Here is a 14351-nt window from a genome sequence, read left to right on the forward strand (position 1 = left end):
TTAATAATTTTCATTTAGTAAGATAACTCGATTCGCTTCAAATGCGTTTTAAATTGGGATGAGGGAAGTGGGATGGACATGAGGGGGAAAAGTAGGATTTTGAATCGCTGTACACAAATCGGGTGTTTATTTTTGGCCATCTTGATGGTCGTTTCAACGTTGATGCCAACGATGACATTCGCATATTCAACGATTCATGGCAAGGAGACTTGGCTGCAATCCGTCAATGATCAAGCGGCGATCAGCCAAGGGCAGCAGGCGCTTTACTTTGGCGTCATCGAGGAAAAGACGACTACTGGTTATAAGGTTAAGACCATACATATGGAAATATCCTATGGTGACAACATGTATGATTACGATCAGGATGCGGACATCATTGACGTCGTGGTGCGCAATCATACCGATGTTGTTACCTTGAACGGCACTCGCAAGCTGGATGTACAGACTCCAGTGGTTGCGGCTGGATATCAACAGCAGAATGGAAGTGTGGAGGCGTTAGTAATCGGAGATATGCAAACTGCGGAGATGATCCAGCCAGAAGCTTCAGAAGCCCCCGCGATAGAAGATTTGGAGGCGGACTTGAAACAGGATGCAACCGATAACGTGTCTGAGGAGGAGCAAACGGAAGGTACACAATTCGGTGAAGCCCGTATTCTAAGCTTGAATCAATCACAACTCCCTGCAACGGATAAGCGGTACACATCGGTTGACGGAGATTTCTCCAAGTCGTTTCAATGGAAGAAAAATGTACCTGCTTTCAAGGTAGGATCTCTGCTAACAATCTCTCTTTATATGGAGGTATTCTCGGGGGTTGAGATGAATTGGGACTTTCCGTTCGAGGTACAAGCCCGTCTTCTCGATCCGATTCGTTACATCACATGGGAGGACAAGCAACTCCGTCCCGGTGAAACCTCGGCTGAACGGGCTAAGCGGCTGTATGATTTGAAAGCGATGCTGCGCGTCGGGGTCGAGCCCATCAAGCATAGTAAAAATCGAACGCTCTTTGCACAAGCTGGGGTCAAGCTGAATGTTGGCTTCGAAGGGAGCATTGCAGGTCACAGCTTTAATGAAAAAATAGACCTGCTCAAGCTTGCTTCGGGTGTAGTTGGCGGCGGAGGGCTTAGCATGCAGGTAGGCGGCAAGCATGCTGCTCCGTTGTTCGGCGAGCAGGCCACTTTTGGCATCCGGGATACAATTGGTTTCGATTCGGATGCAGTCAAATGTTCTTTGTCATGTACGATCGATCTGTTCACAGAAGATTCGGTTGGCATTAGCCTGCCTTTCTTTGAAGCGGGCATATTCACTATGGGATTTGAAATACAGCCGCTTATGCTCATTTATGGGGATTACCCGAAAATTAAACAAATTGAAACCTCGCCGGGATTGGATATAGAAGCGGGCTATCAATATGACTATGGCTTGAATCATGGTTCGACATTCCCGGTTTCTGGCGACACCCCGATTTACCCTTATGACGCCTTATTTCTTTCTGTCAATGATGTTGACGGCGGTCCGCCCCCGCAACTCGCCGATGAGAATGGGAAATTTGATTTGTCCTTTAAGGTGGATTACAAACCACGGGCGATGGTCGGTCTGTTTTATCAAGCAACCTTGTCGGCCAAAAAGCTCGGAATCGGCACGAAGGTCAAGCTGCCTATGATGGCTTTGCCGATTCCGTTTGATTTTGACTTAAATAAGATTGGCGGAAGCAGGCTGTCCGAATTGTCTTGCACGACAAAGGAACTGAAGCTGTCGGGTTGTACGGAGCCGGCTTTTCAGTTCGGCAGTCCTACCATTATTCAGCCGATTGGGTTGCGGAGCACAGAGCTTCCGGAAGCGGTCAGCGGCACTGATTACAAATCTGCACCGATCATCGGTTATGGAGGGACTGGAGCCATCGCATTAAAAGCAGTTGGCATGCTGCCAGGGGGGCTGAAGTTAAAGCGCACCGGCTCGGATGACGACGGGAATGGCATCTATCAATTAGTAGGTAAGCCGAATGTGAAGGAAGGACGCTACGCGATTAAGCTTCAGGCATCGGATAGCGCGGGCGCAAAGAAAATATTTGAGCTTTCGCTGGATGTTGGCAAAATTTATCCCGAACGTATCGATGCCGAGCTGATTTCTGGGCAGTTTTGGAGCCAACAGTTGAAGTTTGTTGGAGCAGATGGAACGGTCCGGGAAGATGTAAGGTGGAAACTTAGCGGCAACTTGCCTGCAAGTGCATATGAACTTGGCAGCAATGGTGCACTGCGTACAGTACCTTCTGCTCTAGTACCGGGCAGCTATGCATTCACTGTTATAGCAGAACTCAATGACACGACCTATAACACTGGCACCAAGCATCGGATTACTGTGTTGAAGCCCGACGCAGCTGCAGAACGCGACTGGTCTGTCGAGCATACCAGTTTGGGCAGTCACAACGCGTTGTATGGCGATGCGGCATGGCATGAGGGGCTGGGGCAAGTTGCGCTGATTGCGGAGTGGCGCGGCGCTATGCTGTACGATGGTGTGACATTTAACAGTGTTGCTGGATTGCCGTACCCTTTTCACGCCTCGATGGCATATGTCTATCCCCGTGACCCCGAGGAATCAGGCTGGATGTATATATTTGGCGGCGCCAATAAATCGGAAGGGGGCGAGTTTGCTGGCAATGTGTACAAATGGGACGAGGATGGTGTGGAATTGCTATACCGCGACCCGCTTGATGGATCGGGACCGACGGTATACGATTCAGCAACTGCGGCTCTGCCCGACGGAAAATTGCTAGTATTCGGGGGCGATTACGCCGGCAAGTTTGCATCCGGCACTTATGATCCGAAACTGTCGAATGAAACATGGTTGTTTGATCCAAATACAAAGCGGTTTACGAAAGTCAACTCCAAAGAAAATCCCGGCGCTCGAAGCGGAAATCAGATTATGACCTATGTTCCGGAGCTGGGCAAGGCGGTCTTGTTCGGTGAAAATTTGAAAAACAAACCTTTTCTGCCAGAAGAGCGGGAACAGGAAATATGGCTGTTCGACCCGGTGACGCTGCAATGGTCCAAAGCAGACGATGGAAACAAGCTGGTACTTAGCAAAGATGAAGGAACGCGGCTCGTTTATTCACGGGCAGAGCAAAAGTTGTTTATCCTCATCTCGGATACGACGCCGATTTCCTTGATTGACGGGCAATCATCCAGTCGCACACGGTTTTATTCCATTGATGTTTCATCTGGCCAATTGGGCAGTTTGCTCGATGAATCCGGCAAGCTGCCGCAAGGCAGTCAGAGCTGGGGGAGGAGCAAGGGACGTCTGGCTTATGATGAGCAACATGGCAGCCTGATCTATTTGCAAGATAACGGTTTATCGAATACGGATATATGGTCGTATGCGTTAGCGCAAGCTGACAGTGACCGTGAATCCATTATTGCCGACGGTCAAGATCGAGTATCATTTCAATTCAACGTGACAAGGTATCTCGACAATCCGCAAGATTGGCGAGTGAGCTGGCAAAATATCGGTCATCCGAATGTTTTGGACGGGAAAGCAGCGGTTATAACGACACCAGACGCAGAAGGGAATGTGGCGCTTGATGTTTCGTATGAAAATTATGCGCTGACGAAGCGTCAAGCAGGAACCTTGCTTTTGGCCGCGGAGCATGTTTCGGATGGGCGACGGGTTCCAATCGGTTTTGCTGCAGTCGGCTTGGTGCCCGTTCCGCCGGATGGCTCGAATAGTGTCATTGAGCTGACTCCTGCTGCCGTTGATTATTTGGGTGATTCCTGGGCTGGCGGATTTGATTCCAGGCAAACGCAGCTTACGATTACACTGCGGTCAGCCGGTGAATATATGGATGGCGCAAGCGCGGAGAACGGGGACTTCAAAGGCAAGCCGCTGCCAGGGCGGAAGCTGGAGCTGCTCGACAGTCTGGAGCTCGAAAATACCGGGCTGAGGTTCTATACTGGACCAGTAACTGACCAGCCGGTGGGAGCAGCGGATTACGATGAATCCAAGTTTCTATTGGATTTCGAGGGCTACATTAGAAATGTTTATACGGATGAGAAAGGGCAGGTGACGCTCACGCTCATTGATTGGCCGGCTGCTTTTTCTGCAGGTGAGCATCCATTTGTTTTCGCATTAGCGGATGGAAGCGGGTTTACCCTTCAACATTCCTTGTCCGTCGTACCGCGGCAATTAAAAGCAAGACAGACGGCGTATCAGTTTAATACATGGACGGACGACTGGTTTTCGGAGCGAATGGCACTGGAAGGCCTGGAAGATTGGCATGCCCGCAGCTGTTCGGAAGCTGACTCTTTCTCTTGCTTCAAGCTGGTTAGCGGTGCGCTGCCAGATGGTGTATCGCTTAATCCGCAAACAGGCGTCATTAGCGGCATGCCAAAAGCGAAAGGCATCTATGTTGCAGGGATCAGACTTCCCAATCGCGCCGAAGATACTGCTGACGTAACGTTCACGATTCGTGTCATGGATCCTCTTTCGCTGGATGCCGCCTACCGCAATTGGGATATTGCCGAGCGGGTAGGCGAACCGTTCAGTTATGCCCTGGATGAACAGGTGATGGGCGGTATCGGGCCGTTTACTTATGAGATTGTCGAGGGCGCTCTCCCTCCGGGAATCGTACTGGAAAAAGACGTAAGCAGGCAATCGACCGGCTTTTTGAGCGGCACGTTCTCTCAGGCTTACGAGGGCTCCGCGAAGGTAAGGATAACGGAATCAGGCTTGCCAACTGGAGGCAGTGGTGCCGTTACGGAGTCGCGATCAGTCGAGAAAACGTTGCGTTTTAACATTTACCCGCCTGAGCGATATGCGACATCGTTTAGCACCTTTGACAAGGTGTACGTATCTTCCGAAGCGAATTTATGGGTCAGCGGCTTGGATGGGATTCCGGTTGGCTCACCTGAAGGCGTGTTTGATCCTTATGGGAAAAACCAATATTACGAATTGATCCGGCTAGCAACCAATAATGCTGCGGAATTTCAACTTCAATATAGTGAGGGCGCGATGAACCTGGTAGATGACCTCGTGCTTTATTATTGGAATCCAGAAGAGAGCAGATGGAAGAAGTTTCATTCACAAGAGTTTAGCTATCCCGGTTATTCCAGGGTGCTAGCCGATGTGTCTGGCGAAGAGGAGCTGAAAGAGGCATGGCAGCGCAGTGAAGAACGATTTATGAATTTTTACGATTATGACCGTCTTTATATCGCGGTTGGCAAGCAGGCGGTGCCGACACCTGTAATCGAATCCGTTTCTCACTATTTCTCTGATGAGAAAGGCTTCGAGGAGATCAGTATTGAAGGACGTTATTTTACAGAACACCCAACGGTTTATGTGGGCGGCCGTGAAGCTTTGGAACAGTATATTAGCTGCTCGAAGGGGTCTGGTGAAGACCCTGAAGTTCTATGTCTGAATGCTGTGCTCCCGCCAGGTTATGGAACGAAAGATATTGTAGTCATCGACAGGGGCGGCACAAGTAATTCGATGCCTTATACGTATGCTTCCTCTCACAAGTTTCCCGCATACGATCTGGAGCTTCGCATGAAGGTTCAGTCCAAGCAGGAGCTGGATGCGCTTGAATCGGGAAATCCGTACCCGGATATGCTGGACAATGCCCAGCTTATTACGGTTGAACTCATGAACGGAGAAGGAGAACGTCAAACGCTCGGCGATGTCCTGTTGAAAGGATCGCCAGCATGCGAGTCGCTGGACGCATCCGAACAGGATCAATGCTTCGATCCGAAGTTTACCCTCACGAATTGGAATCAAGGCGACTACTCTAATGAAAGTCTTCATTTGACTTGTTCGAAGCCGGGCAGCGGCCAATTTGGAGGCTGTGTCATTTATCGTTCAACAGATGGGAATCTCGCTATCAGCGGGACTTTGAATGAGGATGGCACGTTCCAGGCAATGATGAACCGCATAGTAGATTCATGTGCTACGTCGTCATGCGGAGGCGCTGAAATGGGAGATCCGGGCGAAAGTTACCCTGGCGGGGAAATTGATCTGACGATTTCAAATGAGGATGGTTATTACGGGCGCATAACGGGTAATGCGCCGAAACCGGAACGAAGAGAATATGCCGATGAAGCTTTAGATGTGACAGACATGCTGAAGATCACCACTACGTCGCTTTCTTCTATCGATTTGGACGATTCGCCAGAGTTGTATTCTGTGGCACTGGCGGCAACAGGAGGACGCGGTTCGGAGCATTACAAGTGGTACTGGGGCGGTGAATCGGATATCCCGCCAGGCATCGTGCTCGAGACAGAAAGCGGCGAATTGCGGGCAAGTGGACAACCGGACGATCCGCCATCCCCGACAATGAAGCCTGGTACCTATCTTGTTACGATCGTTGTGAGCGACGGCATTGTGAATGCGGCGCGTACCTTTACGTTAACGATTGCCGGATCGCCAGAGCAGGATGTTGTGCTGCAAGATCTTGTTGTGCATGGAGGCAATCCGGCTAACGCCTACCCGCTATCGGTACCGTTTGATGCTTACCAATCCAGCTATAGTCTTGACGTTATGCATGAGGAGCAGCAGCTGTATATCGTTCCGACATTAGGTGATTACACGTTGAATGGAACAGCGGTTATGGAGAGCGAATACGAGAAGATTACAGAAGTAAGGGTGAACGGTGCACTAGTGCCGCAGCTGACAGACGGATCGTATGCCGTTCACCCGCGTGACGGCTGGACGCATGTCAGTATATCCGCGCTGGTCAAAAATGGCGATCAGCTTGTAGCCGCGCGCGCTTATACTGTGCTTATTGCTCGCACCCCATCGACTGAGCTTGATCGGCTGTTGTATCAGGTCTCGGGATCTTCGGAGGTGACGGAGCTGCAAGTGCAGGGCAATGGATATAACTTGAATATAAGTGTCCCTTATGATGCAAAGCAGATTGTGGTCAGACCTTATCAGGCGGATCCGGTAGCAAGCCTGGAAATGGTAGTAGATGACGATATCGGGAATGGCAGGATATTAACTAGCGGGGCGATGACGACTCCGATTGAGTTGTCCGGCCAGCCAACGACAAAGCTGGACTTCACATTGTCGGCAACGGACCGGAACGGCGATCTCATGCAAAGCCGTTATACGGTAAACGTGAATCGGGTAATGTCAGATGACGCTTCGCTGCAGCAGTTGGCGTTTACGCCTGACTTGTTAACCGAGCATTTCACAGGTCAATCGACATTGCAAGGAGAGGTATTGCATGAACAAGACAAGGTTCAGCTCCTTGCCACAACAGCGCATGACGGGGCGACGATGCAAGTGCTCAGCAATGGACAGATAGTCCCGCCAGGTCCAGATAGAAGTTATTCCGTGCCGCTTCAAGTGGGCAGCAACACCGTACAGATAAATGTTACAGCGGAAAACGGAGTGGACACGAGTGCTTATACGGTCCAAATCGAACGCCTGGCATCCCGTAATTCAACGCTCGCTTCGTTGCAGGCAGATGCGGCAGAGTTTTTGTTCCGGTCAGAGCTATTTAGCTATGAAGCTAATGTTGCATATGATGTTGACCGTATGAATGTAACAGCGGCTGCGGCGGACAGTGGGGCCAGCTTGCAAGTATCGGTGAATGATAACATCATCGCTGCTTCCGCCGACGGTTCTTATTCGTTCTTATTGCGGCACGGGTTTAATATGGTGAAGCTTTGGGTTACAGCGGCAGACGGGGTTAGCCGGCAGTTGTATCGCTTGTCGGTGCTGCGGGATCATATAACGCCCGAAAATGCTAAAAATGCCGATAATGCCCAGCTGCAATCGATCGAGTTAAAAGAAGCAACGAGTTTAACTTCCATTGACTTGGATCGAATGTTCGCACCGGATGTATATGAATACTCAGCTTCAACGACTGATGCGGTTGTATTACGCGCAATTCCGGCAGGCGATGGGGCCGCGGTTATGGTAACGATTGATGATCGCCTTGTTGCTGCAGATGACGAAGGTATATATTCGTTCGATGCAGAGATTGGTAATCATATCGTGGACGTTTACGTTGCCTCCGGAGACGAAACAAAATCGTCTCATTACCAGATCAAGCTGAAAAGATTAGACGAAACGGATAATGGAAATGATCCTGATCAAGATACCGATGAAGATACTGACCAGGGTTCCACTTCGGAAGCTATTGAGGAACTGGGCCAAGTGATTGGAAAATTCGGCGATGCATTCCATCTTGTATTAAGCGGAAGCTTCCCTCCTGGCAAATTGCCCGAAGATTTAACCGTTGATCTGGTGGATGTTCCTGCGGCTAATCCCGGGATGTGGCGTATAACGGCGGGATACGAAGCCATTGCTTTACCGGAATTGTCCGATCAAATGAACTATACGGCAATAGTGAAAATGAAATGGAATGCCGATGTGAAGCATTTGCCAAAAGGTTACGAGCCGAAATTGTTCATCTATGATCACCAAAAGCAGGAATGGGTCAGTCTCGGCGGTGAACTGCAGGATGGCTATATCGTGGCGTATTCTGATCAATTGGGAATATTCGCCGGATTTTTGGTTCCAGGGCATGATGCGGCTGCTCGCAAGAATTTCAATGATATCGATCAACACTGGGCGGCCGAATGGATTCGACTGGCATCGTCCTTGGGCCTGACCGATGGTTATCCGGATGGAAGCTTCAAACCCCAGCGTCAAGTCAATCGCTTGGAATTCATCGCAATGCTGCTGCGGCTAACGGGTGACCAACAGCGAGAAGAGCGAGAAGCAGATGAAACCGTGTTGCATGGGGAGCAATTATTTTCAGACTGGTCTGACATACCGGAGTGGGGAGCCGGCTATGCTGCTGAGGCCATTAGAACCGGTATTGTGCAAGGCTACCCGGATGGAACGTTCCGCCCGCTGGGCACGCTGACCCGGGTGGAAATGATGACGATGATAGACCGGGCGTTGAAATTGCCGAAGGCGGATCCTGTGCTGCTGGATGCATACCGTGACAAGGATGAAGTGCCGGTCTGGGGCGTTCCCGCCGTTGCCGCTTTGCTGCAAGCGAAATACGTTCAAGGCAGCGGTAATGGATATTTGCAGCCTTTGGCAACAACGACGCGAGCGGAAATAGTCAAAATATTGGTGGAAGCATATATCGATTCGTTCATACGTGGTTAGTTTAAAGGGAAGTTAGCCTTGCTTAGGGCTAGCCTCCCTTTTTTTAAAATATTAGAAAGTATAAGTTTTTGTAACCTTATATCTGTTCTTATACAAATGCAGCAAATACTACGATAAATGCACGAAAAATGAGCTCTTTTAAACCGCCAACAAGCTATTTCTGACATGCTAATGACAGATACGAAACGCAAAAAATGATGAAAAGTTGTAAAGAAGTTCATACTTATGAACAAACGGTGAACTTAGTATGATAGTTACAGCCCCACAAATTAAGCATAGATAAAGGTGAAGATGCACATGATTAACAAACCAAGAACAAAGTTCGGCCAATTTATCGACAAGATTGATGGAAGGGTTTTCCTGCTGATATCCTTGTTGCTCGGATTGCTGACGTGGCAGTTAGTTTCTATGACGAGTGCAGGTGCCGTTTTCGCTGGTCCTGTAGATACGTTTAATGCTTTTGTAAAAGAAATTTCCAATGGAAAATTGCTCGAGCATACTTATGTGAGCTTGTATCGCGTACTAGGCGGATTCATTCTTGCACTTATTATTGCGATTCCAGTAGCCTTTCTAATGGGCTGGTACAAGGTTTGCAGATTGCTGGTTGAGCCATGGATCCAATTTTTGAGAACGATTCCACCAATTGCGTACATCCCGCTTGTCATTGTTGCTCAGGGCGTTGGTGAAAGCGCTAAAATAACTGTTATTTTTATAGCTTCCTTTCTAGTAATGGTCGTTTCTATTTATCAAGGGGTACGTAATGTTGATGTTACATTAATTAAAGCTTCGCGAGTCCTTGGTGCTAAAGATAGCGATATATTTTTAAAAGTTATTATTCCGGCAGCATTTCCGTTTATATTAGTTGCACTTCGTTTGGGTTTAAGTGCGGCACTTACAACATTGATTGCGGCAGAGCTTACAGGCGCTCAAGTAGGTCTTGGTCAAATGATCCAAGAAGCGAGCTTGTATTTCCGAATGGAAATCGTTATTTTAGGTATCGTTGTAATCGGGGTTATCGGTTTTATTTTGGATAAAACATTATTGTTCTTAGAAAGGAAGTTGGCAGGATGGCAGGAAGTGCGGAGCGTATGATGAATAGTGAGCCGAAAGTTGTCGTCGATAAAGTCAGAAAAGTTTATCAGTCAAGCCGCGGTGAAGTAGTAGCCCTTAATGATACGAATTTAACGATTAATAATAATGAATTTATTTGTGTAGTAGGTCCTTCAGGCTGCGGCAAAACAACGCTTCTTAATATTCTTGGCGGATTGGACGAGCCTACCTCAGGCGAAATTAGAATAGATGGCAAGCCGATCAGCGGCCCAAGCGCGGAGCGAGGAATCGTATTCCAGCAGTACGCTTTGTTCCCGTGGTTAACGGTTAGACAGAATGTTGAGTTTGGCTTAAAGCTTAAGAAGGTTGGAAAAGGCGAACGCAAAGAAATTGCTGAAAAGTATATTGAATCCGTAGGTCTTAAAGACTTTGCGAATTCTTATCCGAAAGAGCTTTCTGGAGGTATGAAGCAGCGTGTTGCGATTGCTAGAGCTTATGCCGTAAATCCAAAGCTGCTGCTGCTTGATGAGCCGTTCGGTGCGCTGGATGCACAAACTCGTACGCAGCTGCAGGTTGAGCTTCTAAATACTTGGGAGCAAGAGCAAAAGACATGCTTCTTTATTACACATGACGTGGAGGAAGCGGTACTGCTTGCAAACCGCGTAGTTGTTATGAGTGCAAGACCAGGAAGAATTAAGACGATCATTGACATTGATCTTAAACATCCGCGGACACAAGAAACCCGTATGTCCAAAGAGTTTAACGATATAAAGAATGAAATTTGGAATCAGGTGTATGAAGAATACCTAGGTGCCAAAAAATAATCGAAAAGAGGGGATTGCTTTGAAAAAATGGGTCACGCTTATGTTAACAGTAGTTCTAGTATTTGCATTGGCAGCATGTGGGAAATCAAACAATAATACAAACACCCCAAGTAATTCATCCACGCCATCTGGTGAACAGCAAACACAAAAAGCAGATAAATTACGTATTGCTTATCACCCGAATATGGGCGGTTCATCAGCGATTATTACAGGTATTAAAAAAGGCTTCTTTAAAGATCAAAATCTTGATATTGAGCTTGTGAAATTTACTAGCGGACCAACTGAGATTGCAGCCATGGTTTCTGGAGACATTGATCTTGGCTATGTAGGTCACGGCGCGCATTTCCTTGCTGTACAAGGAAAAGTTAAAGTTCTTTCCCTGGACGTTCTAAGTAAAGCTGAAGAACTAATTGTTAGAAACGATACAGGCATTAAATCTGTTAAAGATTTGAAAGGCAAAACAGTTGCGACTCAGCTAGGCACTTCCGGCGATGTTGTACTTGATCTAGCTCTTAAAAGAGAAGGCATGACTCGTAACGATGTGAAGCTGATCAACATGGATATGGCAGGCGCAGTATCTGCATTTATCGCTAAAAAGGTTGATGCGGTTATCGTATGGGCTCCTTATTCTACAGAAGTTAAAAAGGCTGCAGGCAATGACAATGTTACGGTTCTTGCGGATAGTGCAAGCTTCAGTGATGAGTTTGTATTTCCTGCAAGCTGGGTTGCTACACCAGATTTCTTGAAGAAAAACGAGGACAAAACGGTTCGTTTCCTTAAAGCATTGCACCAAGCAATGGACTACAGAGTTGAGCACCTGGACGAGGTTGTTGATTATGTAGCGGAGCTTAATGACACGCCTAAAGATTCTGTACAGCAAGAAGTCGACACAGGCGTATGGTTAACGGGTAAAGAGGTTCAAGGATACTTTGCTGACGGTACGGCTAAAAAGTGGTATGAGCAGCAGCAGAAGCTATTCATTGACGGTGGCCAGCTTGATAAAGAAACACCAGTAGAAGACTATGTAACATTTGATCTAATGAAAAAAGTAGCGGAATAATTTCCCGACTTCAAAGAGCATGCTAGAATAGTAACGACAGATATTCTGTCGTTACTATTCCACTAGGGGCTAGAGAAAATGATCATATTTATTTTAGCGATCATGCTGATTACGGGAATCGTCCTAGTCTTAACTAGCATGAAATCGACATCGACCTGGCTTGCCGGCAGCTTTATTGGCAGCATGCTGCTCATCGTCGGTTTCATGTTTTATTTTGCTAAGAGCGGCGGGCTGCCGTATCGCATGGAAATTATTTTTTTTCTCCATACGGACATCCATCGTTATTTTCAATATTCCATGATTACAATCGATCAAATGAGCCGCTTGCTTTGCATAGGCCGCGCAGTCTTTTTGTTCTTCTCAGCCGGATTTGTGATCAACGTGAGCGATATTATTGGCCGTAATCAAAAACGTTACCTTTATGGTGCTGTTTTTGTATTTGCATTAATGAATTATTTGATCTATGAGCCGACTATTTATGCCGCTCTTACTGCCGGGGCATCTGATACGGTGCATACCTGGACTGCCGTTATTGTGCGCGGGTTGAATATTATGTACGTACTGGGTACGCTATATATATTGTTTAGACAGCTTAAGCGGATGAAGACGCCTTGGCTAAAAAACAATTTTATGATTGTACTTATAACAGTAGTGAATTTGCAAATTATTTTTATGCTGTTTGGCGTTTTTTCACCGTTGCAGGTAAGCCATGCAATTGCTGTTAACAATTCCTTTCTCGGAACGCTCTACTATGGGCATACATTGTCGCTAGTGCAATGGTACGTGATGATTGTTGTCAGCTTTTTGATGACGATTGTTGGCACGATGTCTTTGTGGAAATATAACAAGCTCATTGGACAAATCGGCAAGCCGGAAATGATGCTGGAGAAAAAAATACGGGAGAACAATATGGGCGTTCGTATTTTTACGCATGGCATCAAAAATCAGCTGCTGGCCCAGCGTGTGCTTATTCGCAATATGAAAAAGAAAAGCATGGAAGAGAATGAAGAAACTGCTGCGCAGGAAATAATAAGCGGGCAATTGGAGCAGCTCGCTCAAAGCAATGAGCAGATTTTGCAGCGGATGGATGAGCTGTACAGCGCGTTCAAATCGAACCGGATGCAGCTAAAGCCTACGCCGTTGCGCGTTATTTATGATGATGTGCTTAAAAAGCTTGAGGAAAGCCAGCGAAAGCTGCTGAAGACGAATGAGTTTGAGGATCAGTTTTTGCTTGCTGACCGCCCTTATATTGTTCAGACAATATGCAATTTGCTAAGCAATGCCTTCGATGCAGTTGCAGACAATGAGGCTAATGGGCGTAAGCAGATCGTCAGCTTCGATGCTTATCAGGCAGGGGACAGAATTGTATTGCAGATTAAAGATAACGGAGTAGGTATAGAAAAAGGGCAGAGGAATCGTATATTCGAGCCTTTCTATACACGCAAAAATTCCAATACGAATTGGGGAATTGGTTTATCTTATGTCCAGCAAACCGTCAAAGCACATTTTGGTTTTGTACGCTTTGAAAGCAAACTAGGGGAGGGTACGACATTTTATGTTTACTTACCCATCTACAGGCCAAACAGCTAGGCAAGAGGAGAATATAAGGGTTATAATTGCTGAGGATAATGAAATTTTGCGGCAGGATTTCTCTGAGATGATTGAAGATTGTCCGCATATGAGTCTTGTGGGGGCTGCTTCATCCGGCGCAGAGGCTGTAGAGCTGGCATCGCAGTCCGATGCAGACATTATACTCATGGATATTGAGATGGAATCCCATCAGGACGGGATAGAAGCAGCAAGCCGTTTATCTGCTTTAAAGCCGCAGACCGGCATCATTTTTTTGACCGTGCATGAAGATGATGAAACGATCTATAAGGCCTATACGCTCAATAATGCTAGAGATTATTTAGTCAAATCTGCTGAGCATTCCGAAATATTGCGCAGCATAGAGGATGCTTTCGAAGAACAAACAAAAGGCTCCTCCTCCATGGCTTCCAAGCTGCAAACCGAATTTTCTCGTCTGAAGCAAACCGAAAGCAGCTTATTATTTTTTATGACGATATTATCACAGCTTACGCAGGCGGAGCGGGAAATTATTAAGCTATTGCTTGAAAGCTATAAAGTAGACGAAATCGCGCGGATGCGCATGGTGGAGCCTGTTACCATCAAGTCGCAAATTAATACTTTACTTAAGAAATTCAATATGAAACGCACACGGGAAATTGTTAATTTAATTCGCAAATTAAATATAACCTTTCTATTTGAGATTGGTTAACTATAATAACTATTCGGGGTGACTA

6 protein-coding genes are annotated in these 14351 nt (G+C 47.1%); all 6 read left to right on the top strand.

Going from position 1 to position 14351, the window contains the following annotated elements:
- The first annotated feature begins 99 nt into the window (after positions 1-99).
- The 6 genes from V1L65_RS24225 to V1L65_RS24250 all read left to right on the top strand — a co-directional run bounded on the left by V1L65_RS24225 (position 100) and on the right by V1L65_RS24250 (position 14326).
- Complete coding sequence (locus V1L65_RS24225; protein ID WP_331701849.1) at positions 100-9114, top strand: cadherin-like beta sandwich domain-containing protein; 9015 nt, start codon at positions 100-102, stop codon at positions 9112-9114.
- A gap of 297 nt (positions 9115-9411) precedes the next feature.
- Positions 9412-10206 (top strand): ABC transporter permease, encoded by a 795-nt coding sequence (locus V1L65_RS24230; protein ID WP_331701850.1) that lies wholly within the window; start codon positions 9412-9414, stop codon positions 10204-10206.
- Positions 10182-10988 (top strand): ABC transporter ATP-binding protein, encoded by an 807-nt coding sequence (locus V1L65_RS24235; protein WP_331701851.1) that lies wholly within the window; start codon positions 10182-10184, stop codon positions 10986-10988. Before V1L65_RS24230 ends, V1L65_RS24235 begins: the two co-directional genes overlap by 25 nt.
- Positions 10989-11007: 19 nt before the next feature.
- A complete protein-coding gene (locus V1L65_RS24240; protein WP_331701852.1) occupies positions 11008-12048 on the top strand; it encodes an ABC transporter substrate-binding protein in 1041 nt (346 codons plus the stop codon).
- Positions 12049-12126: 78 nt separating this feature from the next.
- Entirely contained in the window at positions 12127-13638 is a 1512-nt protein-coding gene (locus V1L65_RS24245; protein WP_331701853.1) for a sensor histidine kinase, read from the top strand.
- Positions 13604-14326 (top strand): response regulator transcription factor, encoded by a 723-nt coding sequence (locus V1L65_RS24250; protein WP_331701854.1) that lies wholly within the window; start codon positions 13604-13606, stop codon positions 14324-14326. The genes V1L65_RS24245 and V1L65_RS24250 overlap by 35 nt, the downstream gene beginning before the upstream one ends.
- Positions 14327-14351 lie beyond the last annotated feature (25 nt).

It is taken from the genome of Paenibacillus sp. IITD108, assembly GCF_036541265.1.
GTDB lineage: Bacteria > Bacillota > Bacilli > Paenibacillales > Paenibacillaceae > Pristimantibacillus.